The organism is Chloroflexota bacterium, assembly GCA_013152435.1.
Taxonomy (GTDB): domain Bacteria; phylum Chloroflexota; class Anaerolineae; order DUEN01; family DUEN01; genus DUEN01.
Map to the genome: position 1 here is coordinate 12378 of JAADGJ010000060.1, position 26291 is coordinate 38668.

38 protein-coding genes are annotated in these 26291 nt (G+C 59.6%); 3 read left to right on the plus strand and 35 right to left on the minus strand.

Annotated elements, in window-relative coordinates; translation table 11 throughout:
- Positions 1-9: 9 nt before the first annotated feature.
- The 34 genes from GXP39_07900 to GXP39_08065 form a co-directional block, all read right to left on the minus strand.
- A complete protein-coding gene (locus GXP39_07900) occupies positions 10-4992 on the minus strand; it encodes a phage tail tape measure protein (protein NOZ27958.1) in 4983 nt (1660 codons plus the stop codon).
- Positions 4993-5178, minus strand: coding sequence for a hypothetical protein (locus GXP39_07905; protein ID NOZ27959.1), 186 nt, complete (start codon positions 5176-5178; stop codon positions 4993-4995). It lies immediately after the preceding gene.
- A 1-nt stretch (position 5179) separates the two neighbouring features.
- The gene (locus GXP39_07910; protein NOZ27960.1) at positions 5180-5542 is read right to left on the minus strand and encodes a hypothetical protein; all 363 of its coding nucleotides are present in this window, start codon (positions 5540-5542) and stop codon (positions 5180-5182) included.
- A gap of 62 nt (positions 5543-5604) precedes the next feature.
- A complete protein-coding gene (locus GXP39_07915) occupies positions 5605-6015 on the minus strand; it encodes a hypothetical protein (protein ID NOZ27961.1) in 411 nt (136 codons plus the stop codon).
- A 24-nt stretch (positions 6016-6039) separates the two neighbouring features.
- Complete coding sequence (locus tag GXP39_07920; protein ID NOZ27962.1) at positions 6040-6732, minus strand: hypothetical protein; 693 nt, start codon at positions 6730-6732, stop codon at positions 6040-6042.
- A gap of 12 nt (positions 6733-6744) precedes the next feature.
- Positions 6745-7146 (minus strand): DUF3168 domain-containing protein, encoded by a 402-nt coding sequence (locus tag GXP39_07925; protein NOZ27963.1) that lies wholly within the window; start codon positions 7144-7146, stop codon positions 6745-6747.
- 16 nt (positions 7147-7162) lie between these two features.
- Positions 7163-7504 (minus strand): HK97 gp10 family phage protein, encoded by a 342-nt coding sequence (locus tag GXP39_07930; protein ID NOZ27964.1) that lies wholly within the window; start codon positions 7502-7504, stop codon positions 7163-7165.
- The gene (locus GXP39_07935) at positions 7504-7869 is read right to left on the minus strand and encodes a head-tail adaptor protein (GenBank protein ID NOZ27965.1); all 366 of its coding nucleotides are present in this window, start codon (positions 7867-7869) and stop codon (positions 7504-7506) included. Before GXP39_07935 ends, GXP39_07930 begins: the two co-directional genes overlap by 1 nt.
- Positions 7866-8069, minus strand: coding sequence for a hypothetical protein (locus GXP39_07940; GenBank protein ID NOZ27966.1), 204 nt, complete (start codon positions 8067-8069; stop codon positions 7866-7868). The genes GXP39_07935 and GXP39_07940 overlap by 4 nt, the downstream gene beginning before the upstream one ends.
- Before the next feature lies 1 nt (position 8070).
- Entirely contained in the window at positions 8071-8217 is a 147-nt protein-coding gene (locus GXP39_07945) for a hypothetical protein (GenBank protein ID NOZ27967.1), read from the minus strand.
- Positions 8218-8292: 75 nt separating this feature from the next.
- Positions 8293-8817, minus strand: a complete 525-nt coding sequence (locus tag GXP39_07950; GenBank protein ID NOZ27968.1) for a hypothetical protein — start codon at positions 8815-8817, stop codon at positions 8293-8295.
- A gap of 3 nt (positions 8818-8820) precedes the next feature.
- Positions 8821-9144: a hypothetical protein gene (locus GXP39_07955; protein ID NOZ27969.1), complete on the minus strand. Its 324-nt coding sequence runs from the start codon at positions 9142-9144 to the stop codon at positions 8821-8823.
- 224 nt (positions 9145-9368) lie between these two features.
- The gene (locus tag GXP39_07960) at positions 9369-10271 is read right to left on the minus strand and encodes a hypothetical protein (GenBank protein NOZ27970.1); all 903 of its coding nucleotides are present in this window, start codon (positions 10269-10271) and stop codon (positions 9369-9371) included.
- A gap of 6 nt (positions 10272-10277) precedes the next feature.
- Complete coding sequence (locus tag GXP39_07965) at positions 10278-10946, minus strand: hypothetical protein (protein ID NOZ27971.1); 669 nt, start codon at positions 10944-10946, stop codon at positions 10278-10280.
- 4 nt (positions 10947-10950) lie between these two features.
- Entirely contained in the window at positions 10951-11280 is a 330-nt protein-coding gene (locus GXP39_07970; GenBank protein ID NOZ27972.1) for a hypothetical protein, read from the minus strand.
- 116 nt (positions 11281-11396) lie between these two features.
- Positions 11397-12491 (minus strand): hypothetical protein, encoded by a 1095-nt coding sequence (locus tag GXP39_07975; GenBank protein ID NOZ27973.1) that lies wholly within the window; start codon positions 12489-12491, stop codon positions 11397-11399.
- 31 nt (positions 12492-12522) lie between these two features.
- Entirely contained in the window at positions 12523-13854 is a 1332-nt protein-coding gene (locus GXP39_07980; GenBank protein NOZ27974.1) for a phage portal protein, read from the minus strand.
- Positions 13855-13890: 36 nt separating this feature from the next.
- Entirely contained in the window at positions 13891-15198 is a 1308-nt protein-coding gene (locus GXP39_07985) for a hypothetical protein (protein ID NOZ27975.1), read from the minus strand.
- Positions 15122-15520: a transposase gene (locus GXP39_07990; GenBank protein NOZ27976.1), complete on the minus strand. Its 399-nt coding sequence runs from the start codon at positions 15518-15520 to the stop codon at positions 15122-15124. Before GXP39_07990 ends, GXP39_07985 begins: the two co-directional genes overlap by 77 nt.
- A gap of 279 nt (positions 15521-15799) precedes the next feature.
- Positions 15800-15991: a hypothetical protein gene (locus GXP39_07995; protein ID NOZ27977.1), complete on the minus strand. Its 192-nt coding sequence runs from the start codon at positions 15989-15991 to the stop codon at positions 15800-15802.
- A 76-nt stretch (positions 15992-16067) separates the two neighbouring features.
- Positions 16068-16364: a hypothetical protein gene (locus GXP39_08000; protein NOZ27978.1), complete on the minus strand. Its 297-nt coding sequence runs from the start codon at positions 16362-16364 to the stop codon at positions 16068-16070.
- Entirely contained in the window at positions 16346-16555 is a 210-nt protein-coding gene (locus tag GXP39_08005; protein NOZ27979.1) for a hypothetical protein, read from the minus strand. The genes GXP39_08000 and GXP39_08005 overlap by 19 nt, the downstream gene beginning before the upstream one ends.
- A gap of 156 nt (positions 16556-16711) precedes the next feature.
- Positions 16712-17170, minus strand: a complete 459-nt coding sequence (locus tag GXP39_08010; GenBank protein ID NOZ27980.1) for a hypothetical protein — start codon at positions 17168-17170, stop codon at positions 16712-16714.
- Complete coding sequence (locus tag GXP39_08015; protein NOZ27981.1) at positions 17167-17784, minus strand: DNA methyltransferase; 618 nt, start codon at positions 17782-17784, stop codon at positions 17167-17169. Before GXP39_08015 ends, GXP39_08010 begins: the two co-directional genes overlap by 4 nt.
- 218 nt (positions 17785-18002) lie before the next feature.
- Positions 18003-18572 carry a hypothetical protein gene (locus tag GXP39_08020; protein ID NOZ27982.1) on the minus strand — a complete coding sequence of 190 codons (570 nt, stop codon included), beginning with the start codon at positions 18570-18572 and terminating at the stop codon, positions 18003-18005.
- A complete protein-coding gene (locus tag GXP39_08025) occupies positions 18496-19434 on the minus strand; it encodes a hypothetical protein (protein NOZ27983.1) in 939 nt (312 codons plus the stop codon). Before GXP39_08025 ends, GXP39_08020 begins: the two co-directional genes overlap by 77 nt.
- 69 nt (positions 19435-19503) lie before the next feature.
- The gene (locus GXP39_08030; protein ID NOZ27984.1) at positions 19504-19857 is read right to left on the minus strand and encodes a hypothetical protein; all 354 of its coding nucleotides are present in this window, start codon (positions 19855-19857) and stop codon (positions 19504-19506) included.
- 16 nt (positions 19858-19873) lie between these two features.
- Positions 19874-20755 (minus strand): hypothetical protein, encoded by an 882-nt coding sequence (locus GXP39_08035; GenBank protein ID NOZ27985.1) that lies wholly within the window; start codon positions 20753-20755, stop codon positions 19874-19876.
- 74 nt (positions 20756-20829) lie between these two features.
- Positions 20830-21441: a hypothetical protein gene (locus GXP39_08040; GenBank protein NOZ27986.1), complete on the minus strand. Its 612-nt coding sequence runs from the start codon at positions 21439-21441 to the stop codon at positions 20830-20832.
- On the minus strand, positions 21441-21677 hold the full coding sequence (locus GXP39_08045) for a hypothetical protein (GenBank protein ID NOZ27987.1): 237 nt from the start codon (positions 21675-21677) through the stop codon (positions 21441-21443). Before GXP39_08045 ends, GXP39_08040 begins: the two co-directional genes overlap by 1 nt.
- On the minus strand, positions 21674-21904 hold the full coding sequence (locus tag GXP39_08050) for a hypothetical protein (GenBank protein NOZ27988.1): 231 nt from the start codon (positions 21902-21904) through the stop codon (positions 21674-21676). The genes GXP39_08045 and GXP39_08050 overlap by 4 nt, the downstream gene beginning before the upstream one ends.
- Positions 21891-22226, minus strand: a complete 336-nt coding sequence (locus GXP39_08055) for a hypothetical protein (protein NOZ27989.1) — start codon at positions 22224-22226, stop codon at positions 21891-21893. Before GXP39_08055 ends, GXP39_08050 begins: the two co-directional genes overlap by 14 nt.
- Positions 22227-22326: 100 nt before the next feature.
- Positions 22327-22644 (minus strand): hypothetical protein, encoded by a 318-nt coding sequence (locus tag GXP39_08060; GenBank protein ID NOZ27990.1) that lies wholly within the window; start codon positions 22642-22644, stop codon positions 22327-22329.
- 891 nt (positions 22645-23535) lie between these two features.
- Entirely contained in the window at positions 23536-23775 is a 240-nt protein-coding gene (locus GXP39_08065) for a helix-turn-helix transcriptional regulator (protein NOZ27991.1), read from the minus strand.
- 93 nt (positions 23776-23868) lie between these two features.
- Here GXP39_08065 and GXP39_08070 point away from each other — a divergent pair, with 93 nt between their 5' ends.
- On the plus strand, positions 23869-24375 hold the full coding sequence (locus GXP39_08070; protein ID NOZ27992.1) for a helix-turn-helix transcriptional regulator: 507 nt from the start codon (positions 23869-23871) through the stop codon (positions 24373-24375).
- Between the two features lie 1052 nt (positions 24376-25427).
- On the plus strand, positions 25428-25697 hold the full coding sequence (locus GXP39_08075) for a hypothetical protein (GenBank protein NOZ27993.1): 270 nt from the start codon (positions 25428-25430) through the stop codon (positions 25695-25697).
- Here the strand turns inward: GXP39_08075 and GXP39_08080 are convergent.
- Positions 25694-25888, minus strand: a complete 195-nt coding sequence (locus GXP39_08080) for a hypothetical protein (protein ID NOZ27994.1) — start codon at positions 25886-25888, stop codon at positions 25694-25696. The genes GXP39_08075 and GXP39_08080 overlap by 4 nt on opposite strands.
- Before the next feature lie 106 nt (positions 25889-25994).
- Between GXP39_08080 and GXP39_08085 the strand changes: the two genes are divergently transcribed.
- Positions 25995-26288, plus strand: coding sequence for a hypothetical protein (locus GXP39_08085; GenBank protein NOZ27995.1), 294 nt, complete (start codon positions 25995-25997; stop codon positions 26286-26288).
- Positions 26289-26291 lie beyond the last annotated feature (3 nt).

Here is a 26291-nt window from a genome sequence, read left to right on the forward strand (position 1 = left end):
ATCGGCGGCTTACCGCAACCTCACCCCTGCCTGCACCATCTCTCTCACGATCGCCCTCGCCAACGCCTCGGCGCTATCCCGATCGCCGCCCTGGACGTGAACATCCACGTTGTACACATTCCCACCGTATCCGCCGCCGGCCAGCGCAAACGCGGGCATTCCGCTTCCAGGCATCAGATCACGCAACGCCTGGCTGGCAGCCCCCATGCGCTGCCTGATGCCCAGCGCCAGCCCCTCCGGAAGCGCCCGGCCTATCTCTACAAACACCCTGGACGGCGACGACACACCCAACTCATGCTGCGCCATCTTGGCTGCCTCCCGGGCCATTATCGCCGCCTCATTCGTGACCTCGTCAAGAGCATCGCTCATTCCCGTGGCCAATCCTTGCCCAATCGCCTGGCCAGCCTGCTGGGCGATCTGCGCCACTGACCCAGGCACTGATGGATACAGGGCAAAGTCCGCCAATCCACGGGCCAAACCTCTCATCATCGCCGCCCCGGCTTCGTAGAATGAAGCAGCCTGATCCCCCAGCGCATCTGCAAACGCCCTGAATAGATCCAACACGGCCTGCATAAACGCCTGGATCTGATCCAACGTTGGCATCGTCGTACCACCAAGATCGGACAGGAAGCTCAGCGCAGCCTGGAACCCGCCCACGATCCGCTGTAAGACATCGGAGAAATTGGCCACCAACTCCGCCGCCTGCGGATCCAACGTATTGATAATCCAATCCCGCCAGGAGTTGATCGCACGCAACAGCGCCAGATTGAACGCCTGCAACTGCCTGTCGAAAGCGCTTCCCACCACACCACCATTCGGCCCGGCCAACCAGCCGGCCAAATTCGTATCCATCAGATCCTGGAAAAGTCGCAGCATATCCCCCAACCCGCTCGCCAACGACCCCAGCGCCTCCCCAAAGGCGCCTACCGTATCCAAAACCTCATTACTCAACTGCGTAACCACAAACTGATACGCCCTGGCCACCACCTGGCGCACACCATCCATGAACGCAGCAATCGCCGCCTCGCTGGGAGCAACATACGTCACCAGACCACGCAACAGATCCAGCGTGCTCCCCAAACCATCCGCCAGCGAACCAATTGCCCCTCCCCACTGCTCCATCAGATCCGTAGACATTCGCTGGAACTGAGACAGAATCCAATTACGGAACGCAAACATCAATCCCTGCACATCCCTCATGAACCTCCGGATATTCCCAGTTCCACGAACATTCACATACTCATGCAGACCACCCAACAGATCCAGTGCACTCCCAAGTCCACCCGCAAGAGACCCTATGGCCCCACCCCACGCGTCGATCAACTCCGTGGACAGGCGAGGGAACTGCTGCAAAACCCAATTCCTGATCGCAAACACCAATCCCTGCACATCCCTCATGAACCTACGAATGTTCCCTGTCCCACGGACATTCACATACTCGTGCAATCCGCCAAGCAAATCGAGGGCACTTCCCAAGCCATCCGCCAGCGAACCGATCGCATTCCCCCAGGCATCGATCAGACTCGTGGACAGATGCGGGAACTGCCGCAAAACCCAATTCCTGATCGCAAACACCACCCCCTGCACATCCCTCATGAACCTACGAATGTTCCCCGTACCTCGGACGTTCACATAGAATCGAAGCCTACCCAGCAGATCCAGCGCATCCCCAAGCCCACTCACCATATCACCCACAGCAGCCATAAACTTCCTGGACGCGGCAAGCCCCATCTCACTGAAATCTCGCGCCATTGCGGACACGGCATCGATCAACCATCCAGCAAACTCCACGATCTCACGAGTCGTACGACGCACATACGTAGGCGCACGGAACCGCCTCAGATCGTCCAGATATGACACCACACCACCGATCGCATCTACCACCTTTGGCACGGCCTCTATCAGAATCCTCGCCTTCTTCAACCCATCGCCCACATACGCATCCGCAGTTTCCACCACAAGATCCATCATCCTCATCGCCGCCTCAAACACTTCCCTCGCCCGCCGGTACCATCCGGGAGACAACCGCCAGCGACGAAGCGCATCCTGCATGCCCACAAGGTTATCAACGGCCTTATCAAGAGCCTCTACGATTTCACTGAATGCACTCACATCATCAGTAGAGGATACCTTCAACGACACGCTGAGTGCATCTCGAACCCTCTTTGCCCCCCTCTTGATCCCAATCGCAAATCCAAGCATCGTGTTCTCGCCAATCTCTATGAAAACTCTTGATGGCGAGTGCATACCCAACGCCGCCTTAGCTGCACTGATCGCACTAGAGACGACCCCCTTGGCTGCAGACGCTAACGCCGCTGCTTTACTCTTTACACCGCTGATCATGCTGTCAATCAATGCAGCACCTACCCCATGTAAGCTAAAATTGCTAATGGCGGACCTAACGTTGTACAGCATCTGGCGCACAGTCGCCAGAAGATTGTCCATCTTGATCTTGGCCGCATCATACATCTCCTGGAACTTCTGTCCTGCCTCACCAGGAAGATCGGCGAACGTGTTGACGATTGCCTGAAACAGACTGGTGATGATAGCTGTTTCCATCTTCAGGAAATTGCCGAGAATTGCGATCGCTCCATCAGCCATCGCTTTAATCGCCTGCTTTGCATGCTCTAAAGCGACACTGTAATCTCCTTCGATCAGAGCCTTGATCGCGGCTACCACCTCCTCAAACACAGTACGCAGCGTAGTAAAGAAGACCGTGGCAGACCGTACCACCGATCCGACAACTGTTGGCACGGCCCCCATAATCGCCGCTAGTGTCTCGCCAAACAGCTTCACTGCTATCACCAGGGTAGTACCTAGCAGCTTTGCCAACGGTTCTAGGACAGGTCTGGCAGCCTCCCATAACGCCTGGAACTCTGGCCCCATCTTCGCAAACTCGGCGATCATATCCTGAAACGCCGTAATGATCCGATCAACCGTGGGGCCGAAATACTCCGCCAGTAGCCCCCATACCTCCTGCATCCTACCAACAGCTTCCGAGAACATCGTTTGCGTCTGAATCACCGAAGAAGCCAGACCCTCTTGGGAAAACCAACTCCGTATCTGCTCCAGAACAGGCTGCATGGCCGACCATGTGCTCTGCAGCGCATTCTGGAGCCCACCCCATGCCACATTCCATTGCTCCTGCAAGACCGACAAAGCCGTCGGAAGGTTGGCCTCCAGCCACACCTTAGCTTCAGCCAACACGCTCTGAATCGTTGTCCAGGCCGTCGATAACGCAGCCTGAACAGCAGGCCACACACTTTCCCAGATGCCTTGCAACGCAGCCAGTGCCGTTGGGATCGTTGTCTCCAAAAAAGACAGCATCGCCTCTAGCGTAGGCGCCATCCCCTCCCACACGCTCGCCACTACCTGGCCAACCGCGCCCCATACTGTCTCAAATGCTGACTGCCATATCCCCACCGCAGCCGGCAGTACACTCCCAAGCCATCCCCTGATCTGCTCAACCAGCGGAGCCATCACCTCCACAGCCTGCTGTACACGCGGGGCTAGCACCCCCCAAACCTCCTGCCATACACCAAACAGCACATCTACTGCCTGCGGAATCGCCTCCTGCAGCCACCCGCGAATCGTCTCCACCAATGGCCCTATCATCTGCTGAGCCGTCGACACGACCGCCTGCATTCCAGTCCATGCCGTTTCCCATCCAGTTCGTAAAATTTCTACCGCCTGCGGGATTACCGTCCCAAACCAACTCCCTATCTGCTCTATAACTGGAGATAATGTGCTCAGCAGGGAGCCAACCTCATCACGGAATCGCACCAAAGCATCTCGCAGCTGATCGCTGCTAGGCACAGCCTCTGCAAGCACGCCGATCCATTCCGTCAACCTTTGCACCATCGGTGTCAGGAAATTCTCAATCAACGGCGTGCCCACGTTAATCATCAACGCCTCCAGCGAACCCTGTAACTGCTCCCATGCCGCCGAGAGCCCTTTTGTCCGAGCATTTGCCACCTCCTGCGCCGTTGCTGCATTGGCGATCGCCTGTGTCATGTCATCCCAACCCTGTACGCCCTCAGCCAACAGCGTCTGCAACGCCTTCATGCCGTATGTGCCAGCCAACGTCTGAGCATATTGCTGCTTCTGCTTATCCGTGAGGCCTGCAAAGGAGGTGGAAAGCTGGGCGATGATATCCCGCATGGGTAACATCTTCCCCTGGGCATCAAACAGGGAGACACCCAATTCCAGCAACGCCTCCTGGGTCTTCTTCGTCGGTGACAGCAGATTGGCGAACATCGACTTCAGAGCCGTGCCCGCTTCCGCTCCCCGAATGCCTCGCGTACTCAAAATTGCCAGCGCCGTATTCGTTTCCTCCAGCGACAGCCCCATTGCCGCTGACGTCGGGCCCACATTTTGTAAAGCCTCTGCCAGATCAGCAACGGATGCCACGGATGCGTCGGCAGCACCCACAAAGTTGTTGGCGATCTGTGTGGCTTGCTCAGCACTGAGGTTAAATGTTGCCATAGAAACGGCGACCACATCCGACGCCTGCGCCAGATCCAGCTCGCTCGCAGCCGCCAGGTCAACCGCCGCACGCAACGCCCCCGAGAGCGACGTCGTGCCCTCCAAATACCCCTGCAGATCCCCAAAGATCTGCTTCGTGTTCAGCCCGGCCTTGTAGAAATTCGTCATCGCATCGGCCGCCTCGCTGGCGCTGATCCCAACCAACTCCGTATCCGCACCAACCGCAACCGCTGCCTGTCGCAGATCTCCCAGCGCCGTCCCCGAAGAACGCGCCGCCACCGCTAGCACATTCATCTGTGCTTCGAAATCCGCCGCCACTTGAGAACTCTTCATCCCAAAACCGACGATGGCGGCCCCCATCGTCGCCGTTGCGCCGATGAGTGCCGCCTTACCTACGCCAGCGAACTTTCGGATTCCGTTGTCGGCCCGAGCCATCTCCCGCTGAAACTCGCCTATATCCGCCCCAACCGACACGAACAGCCGGGCCGCTTCAGAGCCTAGAGCCACCTACCGCCTCCTGATCGCACGCCGTGCCCGGGCACGCTGCTCTGCCCTCTTGCGCTCTCGCTTCCGCTCGTGCTCCCGCAACTGCTCCAGCGCCACCCAATACGTGAACTCAGCCGTACTCATGCGCTGGCGGAGCTCGGCTACCGTCATTCCCAACCGCTCCGCCAGCGCAAACTCAAACATCAAATCAGGATTCTTCAGGAAAGGAACGCTTCGCTTCCTCCACCGCCTCCCTCGTCAGGCCGGAAAGCTCCAGGATCGCCCGCAGCACACGATCGATTGCCCCTGCGGACTTCTTCCTGAGCAACTCGTAGTGCTCCTCCGTGAAGGCTGGATCAACCACACCGTGGATGAACATCAACATCTCCAGCCGGTCGCCGTCGATCTCCCCCTTCACCGTCGCCTTCTTTCGCAGCTCCTGCTGAGTTGCCTTGGAAAACGATCGAATGCGAACGGCGCCGCCCCACTCCGGCACCTCGATCACACGCTCCTCCAGATCCGGAGCCTCCAGCACCTGCTCCACAGACAGAATCTTCACCCTACCAGCCATGTCACCTCCCGCCAACTCGCTCACTCGCTGATTCGCTGATTCGCCCACTCGCTGACTCGCTCTTAGTACGTGCCGCGGGTGATGCTATCGGACACCTGGAACTCCGCCGAGAACGTAGCAGCCCCGTCCACGCCGGTGGTCACCTCGTACGACGTACAAATGCACTCACCCGTGTACTTCGGAGACCCCGTGCTGCTACCGGCCGGCCCATACTCAAAGGACGACGTAGAGCTGGCCCCCAAAATGCCGTTGAGCAGGCTGTCCACCGTCGGATCATAGACCCCCTCGATACTGATCGTCGCATCCTTCAGACCGGCGATGTACACCTTGCTGCTCTTGCCCAGCGTCGTCACCTCCGCCGTATCCGCCGACTCCGGGAAACTCACACTGGTCACATACGAACTGATGTCCGTCAGAGTCCCGCCAGAATCATCGATCTTGAACACCGCATTCGAACCATGTGAGAAAGCCATCGTCAAAACCTCCTATCCATGTCATCAGTCTCGATGAATCCCCGCCCAGAACGTGCAGGGCTGATCCCACGAAACCCGCACATACCGATCGATCGTGCCGCTGATCTCCACACGCTGCCCGGAACGACCGCTGACCGCCGAGAACGTCGCCAGCGTACTCCACGTCACGTTATCCGGGCTATGCTCCACAGTCACCGTGGCTGGAGTACCGGGAACCGCCGTCACGATGAGATACGCCGACCCACCATTCGACGTGGAAGCACCGTTATCCAACGCAGACCCGGACCCGGCAGCCGCCTCCGCTCCCAGGGCATGCAGCGTATCCAACCGCTCCATCCCGCTGGACGACTGCCCCTCCACGCTTACCGTAGTCGCCCCATCCACGGGAGAACTGACCTCGTAGCTCGTCTCGATGCACTCAAACCCATACCCATCGTTGCCGAAGCCATCCCCCTGCGGCAGCCACACCCACACCACATCGTCCACGCCCAGCGCCGCAGATAGAACAGCATCCACCGCATCCGTGGCGCCGTCGTAGAACCCCTCGCCGGAGAAGGTCGCATCCTTCAACCCGGCGATGTACACCTTCGCAGACTTCCCGAAAGTCGTCACCTCCGCCGTATCCGCCGAGCCGCTGGCACTGAACTGGCTCAGATAGCTCGACAGATCATAACCGTTGGCGTAGACCTTCGCCTGAGAACCGTGCCCAAAGCTCACATCACCACCTCCCTATAACGGTGATACGATCACACGATAGAGCCCGCCCACATGCCAGTACTGCACCCCATCCACCACCTCCGTGTACTTCACATCCGACTCCCGACGGACATACAGCGTCGCGTACCCCGCGACGCTGAGGCTCGCATCGTGCAAAACCCCATCGATCAGGTCATACACCTCGCCCGCCGTCTTCGCCGACCCGCCCCGATCCACGCACTTGACCTGATACAGCAGCGATCGCAGCATACGCCGGCGCAACGTATAAGCATCCGTCCCGGCCTGCTCCTGAAACACCACAAAGGGTGTAGAGACGGACGACGGCGCCAGAGCGTTATACACTCCCGTCACCTTCGCCATCAGCGCCGCATCACTCGTCAGCGCCTCATAGATCGCCTGATCCACCTGATTCACGTTAATACCTCAATGATCACACCTTCGCGATCCGCTTCATCGCCTCAATGAACTCCGGGCGCACCCTCTCCGCCGCAGGCGTCATATACGGCTTAGCCCCCATCCGACGCGTCCCATACTCCACATAAGGCGCATACTCCACACCCGTCGCCACTACCCCCCGGAACCCATCCGCCTCGATCACCGTATGAATACTGTTCTTCAGATTCCCCGTATCCACGGGAACCACCATCTTCGCATGCGCCTCGATATCATGCGCCGCCTTCGCCACAGCCGCCCTGGTCGTCTCAGGCGCCCGGCGGGCGATCTCAGGGAACCGGTTAAACACGATCCGAATGTTTGCCCTCCCCCTCGCCATCACGAAACCTCCACCACTAACACACGCCTGCACATCTCCCAACTCCCGGCCGACAAAACACCGACCACCTCATACGTCGTACCGGAAAGCACCACACGATCCTCATTCGTAACATCCGTCCCGGCTGGCAGCGTCAGCATCCACAATGTGCGTCCGGTGAACTTCTCCGCAATCGCCGCTTCCTCCGGTCGGTAGCGTGACGTCGCGATCCGGCACTTCACCCCCGTCGCCAGGTCGCTCCACGTCTCCGTGTAGCCCCCCATTCCATCCGACACCAGCGTCTTGCGCCGGATCGTGCACGTATCCGGCAACGCCGCATCCTGTGCCTCCCTCATCGCAGCCAGATCGCTAGCCGATAACATCACCGCTCCCACCTATTCTCCAGCGCCGTCACCCGATCACTCAACTCCGTAATCAAGCCGGACAACTCCTGCATCGCCTTCGTATTCGACTGCACGACCGACACCACCTCACGCACCAGCCGCTCGTAGGCCACAAAGATGAGGACGGCCATCACCGCCCCAAACCCGAATGTTGACAAGCCGCTGATCCACTCCGGCATCATCTCACCTCGTGATAGGCTGCTTCGTCATGAACCGGAGCGCCAGGTTAATCACCGTCACTACCACCAGCGCCCACTGTTGCACCTCCGGCGACGGCTCGAAATCGCCGTACCCGAACGCCGTCGCTACCGTCACCAACAACGCCAGCAAGTTGAACCAAAACGTCCTACTCTTCCAGAACGGCTTCCCGCCCATCGCTACACACTCCTCGCTTCACGCTCTCCGCTACACGTCATTTCTCACCATCACCGCCACCTGCGGCCTAGACCTACGCCGATAGCGCTTCGCCAGCTCCAACAGCGCCTCCCGCTTCTGGCTGCGCCGGAACCGCCCACCATCGGCGTCGAAATCGAACTCCAGCGCTACCTTCGCCGCCCACGCCTCAAGCACATCCGCAGCCGCAGCGTAAAGATCATACGACTTCCCCGTGATGAACACCGGCGGATCCTGGTCGGCGAACGTCCAGTGCCCGGTGAGCCAGTCGCTGGAAGATGGCGTCAGATCATCCCCATCCGCATCCTCCAGTACGGCATCGCTCTCCCAATCGCCGTAGTCGGCATAGTAGTCCGTATACGTCACCGTGCCAGCCGCCCACGTCGTCTCAGGACGCAACCGGGCACGACGCACATCCAACCTGCGAGCATCCAGAAAATCCTGCAGCTCATCATCCGTCCACGTCTGGCTGGTACCCGAATCGTTGATCAACCGCCGCAGCCTGGTGATCAGATCGGCCATCGTCGTGCGTGCCATCGCCTACCGCCCTATCGCCTTCACCTCAAACGTGAAACTCGGGGTCGTCCCCCCGATCGTCGCCCTTGCTCGCACATATCGCCCCAACCGATTGGCACGCACCACATCCACGCCCACAGCCGTCTTCGTGGAAAACGTGGCAAGCGTGGCCCACACACTGCCGTCAGGCGAATCCTCCACCACCACATCCAGCGTCGGCGACGTACCGGAGACGGCCGTGATGTTGAGATACACGGCCATCTCACGGACATCATCGGCCACGTCCTCCGCGTCTCCGGTTACGTCCGCGCTTCTCGCCGCCAGCGCCAGCAGCGTCATCTCCTGCATCCGGCACCTCCAATCCCTGCGCCTGGTACCAGGCCACTACCTCGCTACCCGTTGCCACACGGAACCCCTGCGCCGTCAACCCATCCACCCACCCATCCGGCACATGTCGCACTGCACCCCCCGGATTCACCACGAACGCCATCACTCACCCCCGTATACAGCAGGCAGCAGTTAGCTGGTAGCCATTAGCCGACCGCTAACTGCTACCTGCTGACCGCTAACGGCTAGCTCAACACCACCACGCCGGCCGCATCCCGCAGCACCTTCACGCCATACAACACGTCCATCGTCACCTGAACGCCCAGATAATTGGGGTTGTACGCGTACAGGATGCGCAGCACCAGACCGCTCTCCGGATCCCGGATCGTGGCCGCCCGAGCTCCCGTGTTCGGCGGCGGCTCCGGCAAACCCCGCATCGCCAGGATGAACGCCTCCGGATGGATCGCCAGATTCTTCGTGCTGTTCGGCGTCCCCGTCACCACCGGCACCAGCTGGCTCATCCAGATTGTGAAGCCATACAGCCGCCCGATGGCCCCGTCTGGGATCCCAACCCGGTTGAAAGCAAAGTAGCTGGCCAGGTTGGAATCACCCAGCAGAGCGATCTCATCCTTGCTGGAGATGATGAGATGCCGATCGTTCTGCGGCACCTTGTTGTCGTTCATCGTCTTGCGAGCGCTGCGCACCGTGGAAGCCGTAATGTCCGTCCCAGAGGTGCCCACGCTGTTCGTCAGACTCGCATACAGCGCAAACAGATCGGTCTCGATCTGCTCTGCCAGAGCGATGGCGGCGGACTGGACGTACCGATCCATCACATCCTGGTTCGCCTGCGCCCGCACCACATCCTCCACCAGGAAGGAGACTTCCTTATGCTTGTTCAGCTGCACCTGCACCTCAGATCCGCCGGATGGCGTCTGCAGCGTCACCGCCGTATCCGCAGCCTTGTCGTTGGCCGTGAACGTGCCCGGATACGGGATATGCAGGATGTCACCCACCTGGAACGCCGCCACGTCGCTATCCTTGGTCACCAGTCTCGCCAGGACGATATTGGAACGCAGCACCTCCAGCGCCCGCTGCGCCCAGATCTCCGGAATGAAGTACTGCGCAACCGTAGTCGTTACGTTAGCCATTGCTCACTAACCTCCCTCATCGTCAACGATCCTTCCCTCTCGAAGCGCCTGCATGATCTCATCCTTGTGCTCCGCATAGAACTTCGGATCCCGGAGCTGCGACCGAGTGAAAACCTGTTGTCGCCTAGGTGGATTCGTTGGGCTCACCCCGGCCGCTGCAGGCTGGCCACGAAGATACGGCTTCGCCTTCACCAGCTCCTGCAGCGCCTGATCCACGTTCAGCGGCGTACCGTCCTCATCGAACTCGATGGACGCCAGATCAAGCAATCGCCATGCCGCATCCGGATCCACGATCCCCATCTGCGAAGCCCGCAGCTTCACCTCGTACTGCAGCGTGCGCTCCTGGCGCTCCCGCTCCAGCTCCGCCAGCCGGGCTTCATACTCCGCCACCCGGCGCTGCAACCGCTCCTGCTCCGAAAGCTCCGCCTCCTCCTTCTCCTCCAGCGTCCTCTCCAGCTCTCGCAGGCGCTTGCGATACTGGGCCGCCTCAGCCCTCAACTTCCTCACATACTCCGCATCGAACGTCTGCGCCTCGGGCTCCTGGCCCTCGGCCTCGGGCCCCTGGCCCTCCATCTCGCCGACTCGCTCATTCGCTGACTCGCTCACTCGCTGATTCGCTGACTCGTCCGGCCCCTGGCCAACGTTGGGCTCCTGGCCCATCACCTCGTCTTTCATCGTCTCACCTCATTCCTGCGATTCTAAGGATCGATTCGGGCGGGTCCTCCTTCAGCTCTCGCCTGTAGAGCCGAACCAGGGCCCGCGCCGCCTTCCGCCTCTGCTCCGGAGGTGCCTTCACACCCCCACGGGCGCCCGCCAACGCCGCCGCTGCCGCATGGACACCATTGCGGTTTAGCGTCCCATCCGGCTCCCGCACCGGCAACTTACACTGGCTCTTCGCCGTCGGCGAGCCATCATGCAAGTGAATCAGACACGCCCGGTGCCACTGCGCCAGCGTATAGTCACTCTCCTGAAGCTGTCCCCACGGCTTATCGCTGATCGCCATCGCCACCCCATACAACGCAAAAAGGCCAGCGCTTCCCGCCGGGCTGTCCCGGCGCAGCGCTGGCCCGCTGCGAGCCATAGTATCCACTTGTCAGCTAAATTATACCACAAATTCCGCTCAGATCAACTACTGATTGCAGATCGCCACCGCTTTGCCTCACCCTCACCGATGATCTGCCGCAAACTACGAGCATACCGCATCGTCCCCCAGCGCGGATCCGACCGCCTGCCGACGAAATCCTCCAGCCGTACCGTCCCCGCTCGCCAGGCCTCAAACGCCGCAGACCCCAAAATCCGTCGCTGCACATCCTCCGTCTGCTCGGCGAACCACTCTACGCCCGGGCGAACCTTCACCTGTGTCTCCGGGATCCCTCCCCAATCAACACCAAACTCCTCCCCCAGCTCACGCCAACCCTTCGTCACTGGCACAGGTGTACACCGACCGTTCGGGTGGTCATCCAGCGTCTCATCCAACCGATGAAACGTCCCATGCATCGCAATGCAGGCCGGGCACGTCCGTGGCCCCAACTCAGCATGCCAGACCCACCCCTTAAGGATCCTGGAATTGGCACGATAGCTCCGATGAGTTGCATACCGATACGCCCGCAACGTCTCCGTCCGTGCGATCCGTAGCGCCCTCGCCAGCCCCATGCCAAATCGCTTTCGCACCAACCGAGCCGTCTGCTGGGGATTCATCCCCGTCGCCAACCCGGTGACCAGCGCATCCGCCCCCCCCTGCCCCACCTCCGCCCCCAACTCCATCAGCAGCTCCCGCAACGGCGAGCCGTCCTGCAGCGTGCCCACCATGCTGTAAATCGCCTCCTGCGGCAGCCGATCCCACCGCACAACCGCAGCCACCTGATCCGGCAACTGCATCAGCACCAACTGCTCCGCATGATCCTGCGCCGCCCGGATCGCCTCCTCCTGCTGCCTGCGGATCATCCCATCGGCGAACTCGGCGAAGCGCCGCAGCTCCGCCTCCACCTGAACCCGCAGCGACTCCAACCGCCGCTGCCGGAACAGCCACGCCGGGCTCACCTCCTCCCCGGCCTCCCTCGCCTCGGCGATCTGCCTCTGCAACGCATCCAGCCGGACCGAGACCGTGCGCCAGACCTCGCCATAGTATCGCACCATCTCCCCAGCCGCCCGCCGCTCGTTTTGCAACAACTCCCGCCGGAACCGGTTGACCGCCCGCTCCAGATCACTCATCCTCGCCATTCGCTATTCGCCATTCGCTATTCGCTATTCACTATTCACCCCTATTGAACGCCTCTAACATCCTCTCCGCCATATCCGCCGAACTCAACTCCCGCTTCTGCCGCTCCAGCTCCGGATCAAACCCCAGCCGCTGCAGAATCGTATCCTGCGACACACCCAACTGCTGATCAATCAGCGCCGCCTGCCGCTCGGCCATCACATCCTTGGGCAAAAGCTCCGGCCAGTGGATCGTCACCACGTTGTCCGGCCCGAAGCCGCCCATCTCCAACAGCCGCCGGTTCAATTCCACCAACATCTCCCCATATGTCAGCCGCTTCGCCTCGATCTTGTCGATCAGCGGCTGATACAAGATCTGCAGTGCCACGCCGGAGAGCGCCCCGGCCCGCTCCAGCTTACCGGTGGCCACCTCAGGTGTCCGGCTCACCTCATGCAACGCCTCACGCAGCCGCTCATACAGCCGTATGCTCGACTCCAGATCACTCTCCATCTCCAAATTACGCAGCTCCGCATCCTCACCCGGCAACACGATCGTCTCATCCACCGCGATCTGCAACTGCCGGGCGTCAAACCCCCGCCCCCACGTCTTCGGGTGTGCATGATAGCGGATGATCCGTGCCATGTTGCTCAGCACGAAATTGATCGACTCGTTTATGTCAACCAGATCCTCCTCAATGTCGGCGATGCCATAGTACTCATTCGGGCTCGGCAGATTCTGGCAATCCACGATCGGCGGCCACGGCCACGGCCAATCCGTCTCCGAAAGCGTCCGATACGGCCCGCTCCCCCTGGCCTCCTGCTCCGTGATATGCCAGCGCCCTTGCTGACTTGCTGACTCGCCGACTCGCTCAATCGTCTGCCGCCGCGTGATCGCCGTTCCGTCCGGCGAAACTGCTGGAAACTCGATCACATACCGCACCACCAGGTCAATGTCCTCCGGATCGGTGATTACGTGCACATACTCCGGCGACAGGTTGATCAGCTTCGGGAACGGCTCGCCAGGCAGAATCTTCACGAACACATGGCCACAGACCGCCCCGTTCAGCGCCATCTTCTGCAGCAAGATCATCTTGCGGTTATACCGCCACGCGTCACGTAGCCACACCTCCGCATCCGTGTCCGCCGTCTCATCCAACTCAAAGCGTGGCTCTCGGCCGAACAGGAACGCCACGGACAGGTCGGCCACCACGCGGCAATAATTCACGATCACGTTGTCGTCCGGCTTCCCCTGGCGCACCTTCAACGGCTTGGGGAAGCGGCCGAAATAAGCATCCCAGGCCCGCTTGTATCGGAACAATCGTGCCTGATTCTCGGAGATCACTCGCTCCTGCCACACTCTCGTCGCCAGATTGATCACCTGCGCCATCGCTCACCTCGCTGATTCGCTGACCCGCTCAATCGCTCAATCCCAAATACTCGGCGCATACTGCACCGCTCGCTGCGGTCCCGCCGCCCACAGCGCCAGCGCCAGGCTCATCACGCAGTCCGTCACCAGCGCCTTATCATCCCACTCATACGCCTGCAACTCGTCCACCAGCTCTCGGACAAATGGGAAACGCAGATACCGCCGCTCCAGCGCTACCTGCAACCCCGTGAGTAGATCCACCTTGCTGCGGCCAGTGAACGTGAACCCCTGCGCCACATCCCGCACCTCGTCCAGGATCGGCGCACCCACGCCCGTGGCGTCGATCAGCGAGACATGGCAGCTATAGCGCCGATGCACCTCCCGGATCCGCTTCGCCACCACCGGCCACGGCGCCCGCTGGAAGCGCTCGAAGTACACCAGCCTGTATGGCTTCTCCGTCGCGTCCAGCACGACACCCACCGTCCAGTCCGTCGTCTTCGCCAGGTCCCACCCGGCCACATAGCGCCTGTTCTTCTGCGGCTCAACCGGTAACTCCCAATCCGCCGCCTCATACGCCGCCTGAATGTCATCCCACCGAAAGACCGCCGTATCATCGGCAACGTACTGCCCTTCGATCTCCCGCAGCCAGGCCGCCTCCGTCATGCGCTCCCGCAGCGAGCGCAGGTAGTCATGATGGATGTTCGGATTCTCAAAAGAGCTCCCCTGCTGAGCGTAGACAGCTGGATCACCGTCTAGCCCGGCCCGCAGCTCACGATAGACCAACGCCCGCTTCGGCTTCGGCGTCGTCGTCAGCACAAGTTGGCCACCCACATCGGCCAGTGTCAAGCGGATCACCTCATCGATGATCCGATCGGGGATGTAATCCGCCTCGTCTGCGATCACCCGGTGAAACTTGTGGCCCCGGATATACACACCGCTCCTGGCCACCGTGCGCACCGTCACCATGCTCTTGTGCTTGAGCTGGACCGTCGGGAAAGGCGTCTCCCGCACCCGATCCACCAACTCGGCCAGCAGCGGCTGGTGATCGATAAACTCCCGCATCGTATCGAACACCAGCCGGGCCTGGTCCAACGTCACGCTCACGATGCACTGGCGGGTGCCCGGCCTGAAGACGGCGTAATACAGCGCCTGGACGGCCGCCACCTCGCTCTTCCCCCAGCGACGGCCGGTGACCAGGACATGCGTCGGCCGCTCCGGCGCCAGGAGCCAGCGGCGCTGCCCATCATGCGGCTCCCACCCCAGCCAGGCCCGTGCGAAAGCCACGGGGTCAGTCGTCCTCCGCACCGCCTCGATCAGCGAGTCTTTCCAGGACCTGCGCCAGCGCATCGCCAACGCTGTGCTCATGCTCTACCCTATCCCTCTTCGCCCAGCGCTCGGGATAACGTCGTTCGAGGATCCATGCGGCCGCCTGCCACGTCCCCCCCCTGGCCTCTTTTTGGATCTGCTGCACCAACGAAGACTCAGCTTCTGCCTCTGCCTTTTTTAGAGCCTCCCAAAACTGTCGAAACTTACCGCTTCTGGCCCCCTCACCCCTACGCCGCCAGCGATAAAATGTTGATTCGCTAATACCAGCCGCACGGGCGGCCACTTCATACGTCAACCCCTGCCGGACAAAGTTGCAGATTTTCTCCTGCACCTCCGGCGTCAACTTGGTTCGCCGTCCCATGGCCATCCCCACTTACCCAATTCCACGTCCCACACCGCTCGCAGCGGCGCCACACCGGCAGCGACACCACCATGCGCAACTGGCCGTGCCTGACGATCAATGCGCCGCCGCCATCCGTCACCTCACCGAGCATCTTTTCACATCTCGCACACGTCCAGAAGCGTCGATGATGCATTGCGTCGATCCCCCAACAAAAAGCGCCCATCGCCGCATGGCGGCACGATGAGCGCTACCTCGCCCGAGTCAGCTATACCATTTTCCTGACAGTATTATAGCACATCACGGCTCTTGCAGGATAGGCCACACTTCCACCGCCCTGACGTTATCCACACCCTCCAGCCACGCTTCACCAAACACGGGGTGATAGGCCACCGTGATGACGGCCGGAACCGTGATGACGGCCGGAACCGTGACGCCAGGGCGCAGCTCGATACGAACGCACAGGATGACCTCCTGGACGGTTTCTATCACTCCCTGACCCTCACTTGGAAGCGCACCTGCTGGATTGGCAGCGACAACGACAACAAGCATCAAGGCAACAGCAACGTCAAGAATGTTGGATCCCATCTGCACGCTCCAGGTGCTTCTTGCGCAGCCTACTCATGCGTAGCTGTAGCTGCTCACGCAGGTCCATCCCAGGATAGCTGGCGATGGCGACCAAAGCGGCCTCGGCGTCGAAATACCAGGCTTCCAGATAGGACCGTGCCACCCACGCTGCCCTGGCAACATACCAACAAATGTCGTCTATGGTGTTCGGCACGTCCAGATAGCTGAAGTGGTGTACAAACTGGAGCTGGTAAACAGGCCCCAACGCCGTGATCAGCATCAGTGCACAATCTGCCAACTCGCCGAGGATATCGGCATCTCTGTCGTGGTTTTGCGCCGATGCTCAGGCCGATTGAGGCGCAACCAGGCATCGAGCGCCTCCCGTGCCTCGCAGTCGGCGTACCGCAGCGCATCCAGCATCTTTGGCGTGGGCCAGACGGCCCGCATCTCGTTGCGGAACCGCCACACCATGTCGAACAGGTCTTGCATCACTCCTCCCCGATTGAAAATGGCCGGTTGCCATGTGCCCGCTCGAATGCCCGCACGCACAGGGCGCAGACGTGGCGCTCGCTGGGTGGATCATCACCCGAGATGATAAAGCTCTCGGATCGTGAGAGATCCTTCCCGCACCATGTGCGCCCGCCGTCACCCCTCACGATGTGCCACCAGAGCCTCTGTCTTCGTGGGCGGAAGTAGCGCATAGACATCCACTCTATTCTGAATCGCCCCCCGCAGCACAGACACGGGCATGTCACGCCAGCGCTGAGGCGGTCTCCGACGCACGATCTGCACCTTGCTACCGGCCTCGACCACGACGATGCGCTTTCCCCTGGCGCATTCCGGAGCCAGGTGCACATCCCCGCACTTTGGACACGCCTCGACTGGAACAATGCGAGGGAGCTGGGGAAGGCCGAGGTACGCCCGCAGGGCGTTGACCTTCTCCCGGCTGACCTTCTCGCCCCGGCCGACATGCCACCAGGCAGCCGGGGATTCGGCCAGATATGGCGCCAACGCCTCGGCAACGGCTCGCCAGGTGCCGAGCGTCTCGTGCAATTCCAGGGCCGTTTTCTGCGCCCAAAGGGTAAACGTATCTTCAGCGCTCATTCGTCTCTGTTACCCCGGGTAACGTGGCTCTGGGGGCCATTTAATGACCGTTCCTGTCTTCCACTTATGATCAAGTTTGACTCTACTTCATTGCCCCAAACATCCCACCCTGGACGCACACGTCTAGCGAATAATTCCAGATAGGGACCAGGGAATTGCTCTGCATACTCATACAGATTGTCTGGTTTCCTGCTATGACCGAAATTCCCGGACAGAATTCCAACGAAATCACCATCCGGTGGCGATACGTTTCCACGCCTACCGATTAATACAGCCTCCGAACACCCGCGCACCCAAAAACCCAACCCGTACACTGGCTTACAAACAAACTTGCCCCAAAGCGTCTGCTGTGGCGCCCCTTCAATCTTCACCCATGGAAACCCCGTGACGTACTTGAATCCCCACGCTCGTATCACATTGAGCGCTACGTTCAATTGCGGCCACGTCGCCCAAAGCAACAGAACCGAGTCGTCGGCGGCAAGTTGTCTCACAGGCAGCGCCATTATCTCCGATGGGCTCATCGTCGGATATTGATGATCCGCCGCCTCAAAGGTCGGTCCAGCGCCGCCGTACCTCCACGGTGGATCCGCTATGATGACCCCATACCGCTTCATGTTTCAACCTCGCTATTCTTTGGTCTTCCCTCTCATGCTGCGCCTACGCCCCCTTACCGCCGCCCTTTGGATCCGGATTCTGCCCTGCCCGATTGCACGCTGGGCACGGATAGGCCAACCCAAACCTCGGGTCATGCACATCGTCTGTCAGGTACACATACCGCATGTCGTGGCAGATGAGGCACCGGTATCTCGGCCTCGTTGCCACGACCCTATCCTCACGAACCGTTGCGCCCATCTGTCAGCATCCTATCCGGCGCCAATGCTCGTGCCAGAGATCGAACGAGTTGATGTGTCCCAGCACCGTTGGCGCCGAAATCAAGAAGCGCCCTGGCTGGCGGCAACAGGGACACATACTGCTCCACACGCTGGGCCACCTGCTCGTACATGCGCATGAAGTGAGCTCGGTCCGCGACCACGTTCTCGCTCATGCAGATCTCACGCCACCCCAGCGCCTTCACAACCCTGGCCGTGATCGGATTCTCGAAGGCCGGCACGCCGTAGTAGCCCACCCGTCGCACCTCCCGCATGACCTCCTCCCATGCCTCGGCCGCCGATGGGATCTGCGCTGCTGGCTGGATCGCCCTGGCCCTTTCCCGGATCTCGGCCACGGTTGGGAAGAACCGGCACTCGGCGATGCACTGGTGAACGGCCGCAAAGAGCACGTTCGCCGGTAGGTCCTGCAGCATCTGCACGTAGACCTCAACCGTCTCAGGCCTCGGCTCGAAATTCGGATAGGCCGAGGTCAATAACGCCATCGCCTTCAGCGTCTCCTGCTCCGTCGCCATTGGTCAACCCCCTCTTGCGCATGTACTCCCGGATGGCAGCGAACCCCTTCGGCTCACTCGCAGGGCTGGCGCGTGGCTGCAACGCCTGCGGCAGCATAGACGCCACCTGCTCCAACGTCGGCGGCTGGCCCTTTTGGCCACGCCAATCGTTGGCATACCACCACGCCTCGAAGTCAGCGACGTGGTTGGCGCCATAGCCGGCCTGGCGCAATCTCTTGGCAAACCGGCCGATCTTGGGCGCGTTGAGCTTGGGATCCAGAACGCATGTTTTACACAGGGCCTCAAAGATGGGTTGATAACCCGGGTCGGTTGTGGTCTTTGCGGATCGTTTTTTGCCTGAGCGAGGTGATTTGCGCTGCCGGGGGGACTGGGACGGCGCTGCAGGCGCCGTCAAATCTTTCTCTGTATCTGAGTCTGTATCTGTCTCTGTATCTGTATCTGGGGGCGTTCCCGAAACGTTACATGACCGTTGCTGTAACGTTTCATCGCCGTTTCGCTCCGCCTCTCTCTTTCGTTCTCTGTAACGTTTCACCCGCTCTGTGGAGCTATCGCTGGCGAACTGCCGCTTGTCCCAGTTGGTGATGTACCAGATGTCATCCTCATACGTGAGCATGCCAAGGCGTTGCATGCACTCCAGCCATTCTTTGATGTTAGCTGCCCCTGTGGCATCTTCCAGGTCAGATAGATCAAGGGGAATGTCACTGTTCAACATGAGAGCACCGCGTCGCTCGCTCTCACTGGCCAGGGAAAGGAGAATTGCCCACACGCCTACTGCCTCTGCAATGCTACACCCCATCTCCCGAGACAGGCGTCTTATCTTTGGATCCCTGTACGTTTCGTTGTAGAACCTGAACCAATCCATGTGCTCGCCTCAATGTGGATGTTGGGGGAGGCTTTGCGCCTCCCCCGATGCCAAGCAGCCGCCAACACCTCAAACCACGATGCTGATCTTCGGCGGGACGTGTGTCTCCTTCACGAAAGCCAGGATCTCCGGATGGGCCTGGGCATACCCCATGAGCATCTTGTCGTTCCACGTCCTGCGGGTGTACCCAGAACGGTATCGGATCGTCGCCCATTCCGTCTTGACCGTCCCAGTAATCCCCTCAAGCTTCGCCTGATACTCTATCATGTGAGTCAGATCGTCCAGACGCTCCCGGTATGGGGCCTCGAGTTCAGCCAGTTGCTGATTCAGCTCATCGATAGCCCGTCTGATATCAGCCGTGGCTTCTTGCATCTCGTCATAGGTGCCACGATATTCCCTCAGTAGGTCATGTAGCTTATCCATGGCTGTCCCCTCGCACCTACCCTAACGGCAGCTCCTGCTGCCCCATGCGCTCCTGCTCTGCCCGAATCAGCTCAGCCATTTGATCGGCGGCCTCAGGACGGATCACGTAGTCGTTCGTGTCCGGGTCCTTCCCGGCGATCAGCCAATCGAGAACCGCCCGTGCCTCACCCCAGGTGAGTTCCTTCGTGGAGGCCTTGCCGAACACCACCCGCAGGAACGTGTGCCGGCCCTCGTCCTTCCACTCCGTCGCCTCGGCCAACTTCCCAGCGACCAGGCCGATCTGCGCCTGCGTGGCCGGCTGCTGCTTGCCGTTGGCCGCTTTCTTTCGCAGCTCAACCACCCACGCCGGCTCACTCACCTTGCCGTTCCCGCCATACAGATCATCGATGTGCTGCTTGTCTGTCTTGCCCTCTCTAGCGGCCCGATTCCCCATCACGGCTCGCTCTACCGTGATATCGTTCAGCCCCAGACCGAGAGCCGGTCCCAGTGTGCTGGCCGCCCCCTTGATGGCATCCGTGATGGCGCCCTCAATGGCCATCCGCACCTGGTTGATCCCGGCCGTCTCGATCTTGCCCTGGATCGGCACCATCCCCACGGCCGGACGCCTGATGCTGATCCCGTTGGCGAAGTCGAACCAGACGTTGAGTTCGCAGTAATAGAACGCCGCCTTGCCGATCTGTACCAACTCCGGCCATCTCGTGATCTCGTACCCCCATCCGGCGGGTCCGAAGATCGTGTTGAGCTTATGCTTGACCATCTCGCCGGAGATGTATGGGGCGTCGACGAATTGATCGGGCTGCTTGATCTCACGCACATCGGGCCATTTTGCCAGCGCCCGGACCTGCTCCTCATACGTGGTCAGGTGTGGCACCTTTCCTTGCATTTTCCGCATATCCATGGTATCCTCCGCATGGACGTGTTCTGGTTTTGGAGGGCGCTCGCGAGTGTCGGGCTCGCGAGCGCCCTCGCCGTTTACCCCGCCACTCGCCGGATCACCCGGAGCAGCCGATGCCCGTTATGCCCATTGGCGCTCACGATCACCGGCTCGCTCGGAGACTCCAGCTTCGCCAGGCGCTGCTCCAGCTCGGCCAAGCGCTGGCGCAGGATGCGATTCTCTGCCCGCAGCACATCTACCTTGTCCTGCAACGCCTGCACGTCCTGGGCGATCTCGCTGCTCAGCGCATCGATCTCCTTGCCCATCTCGTCGAACCGCCGACGAAGCCGACCGTGAACGTCCACGATGGCGATGTGGTGGTTGGCGAACTGCTCGGCGATCACACACACCACTGCTCCCCACTGCGCCTCCACGTCCTCAGCTATGGCGACCAGGCGATCCAGGTAATCGTTGAACTCATCGATGTCCTTGTACCCAGACTCCTTCCCACCGGCTAGTGTGATCTCAGCGCTGTTGAGGCGTGCACGATGATCGCCATCTAGCCAGATGCTGCCGTCTTTCCACGGCCGGCCTTTGTGATCAGCCATCTGGGCTACGACACGGGCGATCAGCACGTTGTCGAATGTGAGTGTCGCTTTGGCGAAAAATCCACCGCCGTTCGTCTCCCGAATGTCCTTCTGAACCTTCATCACGCCACCTCCAACCGTCTGAACTGCGCAAGCTCCCGCTCCAGCTCCGAGATGTGATGCTGGATGCACTCGATGTGCTCATGGACGTATGCGACAGTGTTGGAGTCGATGTCCGCCCGCTCCCGCCTGCTGCGGATATCCAGGAGCGTCTGCACCGCCCGGGCGCTCTTTAACATCCCCTCGGCATGCCTGAACGCATCCACCAGCTCATTGCGATATATCCCGTTCCCGCTCATGATTCCTCCTTTCTGCTCTTGCGGATCTTGTCCATCTCTTGCAGCGCATTGGCCTGCTCCCCCAGCTCGTAGGCCATCTGCGCCAGCAAGATCGCCATTCGCTCCACACCAGGCCGCTCGCTCAGGATGAGCCCGACGATGCGCCGCATTTTGTGGTTGGCCGCCATAGCTCGGGCCAGGTGCTGATTGTCCACATACCCGCCTGGGATCGGCTTATGCGTCATCATCTAGAGCCTCGATCATCTCCCGAATGCTGAGAGACCGATCGATCCGCCGCTGGCGCAGCCACCGCCACACGCTGCCGATGATCATGGGCAACCCGCTGGCGATGAAACAGAGGCTGACCAGCAGGGCAGGGATCAGACCCACGATGAAGGCGGCGCCGATCAGCGTGACCATAACGCCGCCCACCACCAGAAAGGACGTGTACCCATGCTCCGGCACCTCACGCTCCAGATACTCCACCATGGCGTTGTATGCGATGCCGAATGCAGCCAGGCTCACACAGACGGCGATGATGCGCTCAACAGGGATGCTTATGGCGTCCATCCATTCCCTCTCCGGTTCCGGGCCATTTACCGGCCGATGCTTCTCGTATCTCCGTGCATAGCGTATGATGAACACAGGAGCGATTCATGAGGATCCCACATCAAAGGGCGCCGCCGGCCTCGGCGGCATCTCGCTCGGCGTCGTCGAGGATATCCTTGACACGCTGGCGATACGAGCCGATGTTAGCTGCTTGATAGGCCTGGTGCAGGAAGTCGATGAACTCTTGGCTAGGTACGGGCCGTTGTGAAAACAGACCTATCTGAGCAGCGACGGGTGGAGGGGCGTCCTTCGGGTCGACAGCATCGATAGCGGCGTCGATGCCGATGTCCGTACCCCACCTTGTGCGCTTTCTGCGCCAGGCCCCCCGAGGGTCGGGCGGCCGCTTGCGGTGTGACGATTGAGAGAGCGCAGATGGCATGCCACTATCTCCTCTGTATCACCGGTGGCGGGGCCGCACGCATCCCCGCCGTTGTCATGAGTCGGGGCCCATGTTTTGTGCGCCCGTCGTGCGCCCGGGCTAAGGGCACGGGGCCGGATTCGAACCGGCGGCCTGCAAGAGCCCGGCCCTATGCAGGCCTACGAGCTTTCGGGTTGACGGGCCACCAATGACGGAAGTGGCGTAACGCCTTCTTCCGGCCGAGCTTGACGTAGACGAGACCGGCGCCGGGCACGTCAACGTAGGTACCGCCCCTACGTCGCTTCTTTACCCGTGCTCGTTCACGTTTCCCTGGCCGTCGTGCCGACTTTCTGCGATCACTTGGCTTGCCCACAGTCGGCCTCCCGTGGTTGGTTACCCAACCCTACTCATCACGTGCACCCTGCGCTTCCCGTGCCATGTAGCGTAGCCGCAAAAGACAGGGCTGCTTCCAGGCTGCGATGACATCCCAAACTGATCGGCCATTCGCTCAAGAGGGTGGGGTTCCTCGCCTTCGGACTCACACGGAAGCAGCCCTCCCCTCTGCGGCTTGGGTCTTTGGCCGGGGGGCTCAACCCTTTCGGGGAGCCGCACCCCGGCCTACAAGGAGGGGTCCCACGGCGGGGCTGCCCCCTCAGCCCCGCCCGCTGGTGCCGACAGAATCAGCAGCAGCAGGCGAGGTTGATGCATCCTGCATCCTGTCCCATTCCTGCTCATGAATCCAGTACCCGCAGCACGTGCACTGGTGCATGTATGTCTCGAACGGGTCACCAGGTCGCCATGTCACCTGGGCGGCCTGCACATGGCCGCACTTGGGACAGCGGATCGTCTCGACGGCTAGGACAATCTCTTCACACATCACGCCGTCTCCTTCTGCACCACAAAAACCGGCGCTCACGCAGCCCCATGCTCACGCACGGCCTGCTGAGCGCCGTTGTCGTGCTCGCCGTCGCCGAACAGCTCCGCCGCCACGTCGAACCCGAACGCCTGGGCGAATCGCCACTTGATCGTATCGGTAATTTCAGCTCGCCCCTTAACTATGTCGTTCAGGTAGCTTGGGCTAATACGCAACCTCCTGGCTAGCTCGGCTTGGGTCATACTTTGCTGTTCTAACCACACCTTGATATTCGACATATCGAACACCTCCGCCCGTATTATACGCTATAGCGAAGACTTTGTCAAGCCCCAATTCGCTACAACGTACAAAATCCGTGATATAGTGAAGACGTGACTACTTTAAGCGAACGCTTACAGGCACTCAGAAAAAAGCGAGGATGGTCCCTTGGCATGCTTGCCGTGTATGCGGGGTCATCCGCCTCATACCTATCTGAAATCGAAAGCGGCAAGAGAACGAATGTCGGGGCGGAAATATTAACGCGTCTCGCAGAAGCGCTCGACACCACCACCGATTACTTGCTCGGCCTCACGGACGATCCAAGGCCTCGGCAGGGCGAGACCAGAGAAAAGGAGCCAGCCATAGCCCCCGAGCTCTGGCCGCTAATCGAGATGCTAAACAGACAAGAGCCAGAGGATCGCAGTCAGTGGGTAGAGATCTTTACTGACATCTTGAAGATCAGCGAGGAGATGGAGGAACAGGAATTCGAGGAACTGCCGCCGGACGTTCAGGAATTCATCCGTCTCTTCGACCTCTTGCCCGACGAACTGAAAGACCAATTCCGTCGCGAGCTCGAGGAGGCCGTAGCACGGCAAGAAAAACGCGCCGCAAGCGCATGAGAAACCGGACCCGCTCAGATCTGTCCAGCCTCATGAACATGGTTGTCTCGTTTCGGTACTTGCGGCGGCGCGTCATAGGACTCCCGGCACAACAGAACATTTGTTCTATTATAACACGGAGAGAATTGATGGGCAATCAGCAGAGCCCAACGCAATACCATCCAACTAAGGGCGTAATCAGCCTTATAGCTGTCTTATGGGCAGTCCTCGGCTTTGCATACTTACCAACGGAATATCATGAGGATACACCACCTGGAACATATCACTATATTCCGCTGATTATGGTCCAGCTACCTGAGGATACCTCGCCCCAACCCACACTGACTCCCACGTCAACCACAACACAAACAGCCACACCGACACCGACGGCAACCCCAACCATCACGCACACTCCCACATCGACGGCTACTCCAACCGCCACTCCTTCACCGACGGCAACGGTTATCTCGGTTGAGGTGTTACCAAACCACTTCTCTTATACATCTAACATAGGCTATCTACACATCATTGGAGAGGTGCGGAACAATACAGACGCATACCTGCGATTTATCCAAATAACAGCTAACATCTTCGATGCAGAGGGAAGGCTCGTAGACACAGATTTCACATTTGTGCGCCTTAACAGTCTTCCCCCAAATGAAAAAACGTGTTTTCACATATCAATGCAAGAACCAAGCAATTGGGATTACTACGAGTTTGAGCCTGTAACGTTTCTGACAGGTGGTGATCCTCCACCAGATCTCACCATCACAAATGACAGTGGATCTGTAGACTCATACAAGTGGTACAAAATCATCGGTCAAGTTCACAATAACCAAAATACCCGCGTGGAATACGTGAAAGTTATCGGGACATTATATAACAACCGCGGGGAAACAATTGGATGTTGGTATTCTTATGTGAACAGTACACACCTAGATCCAGGACAAACCAGCTCCTTTAAAATCACATTCTACGGGCGTGACTATTCAGATGTAGTCTCGTATCGCCTACAAGCCGATGGGGACTAGTAAAATTAATCAAGAAGAGGAACAAAAGCAGGAGGAAAACCAGTGAGCACGTCGGATGGCAAAACACTATTGTTGCTAAGGTTAGAGGGTGATCTAGAATATCAGGAAGATGAACTGGCAAGGGTGAAGGGAAGTATTGCTGTGACTGAGGCAGCCGTAGAACTTTGGGGATACCTCGGAGATGAAGAAGAGCTGAACTTGAACCAGTCACTACTACGTGGCCTAAAATCGCAGAAACAAAAGATTGAACGGGAGATTGCCAAGCTCGAAAAAGCGATCGACGTGCTTACGAACGTCCTAATGAAGCGCTAGGATCGCTTGCGCAGTAGCGAGTTCCACTCCCGGGCCGAATCCAAATCCTTTTTCGCTCTCACAATCCGCCAACCGAGTTCTCTGCCGTCAAGATGTGACTGATAGCGTCCATCCGGCTGCTCCAACAAAGTTCGAACGATGCGCAACTCATCCAAAATGTCCTGAAGCAACTGCAGAACTCTCTCGTCCATCGTCACCATCCTATCACATAAAGCACCAACCCCACCCAATCCGTACGAGGATACTGAAACCGAGGACACGGAAAGCTATAGATATTATAGCAAGAGGAACAACAAAATGCCAGAACAACCTAGAGATGGCATCCAGGCCACTATTGAATGGGAGCAGGATGATCAAGTCAGGGCGCAATTTGTCAATCATGCCCTGATCAGCTTCGATGGACCGAGCTTCTACATTCGGTTTTATCAGGTACTGCCACCAGTGATATCATCTGCCAATGCAGCCGAAGAAGTGACCACAGTCAAAGGTCGCCACGTTGTTACCCTGGCCATCAGTGCAGAGAGCATGCCAGGTATTGTGGAGGCCATGCAGCGCATCTTAGACCAGTACCAGGGCAAGTCTACGGAGTGATCA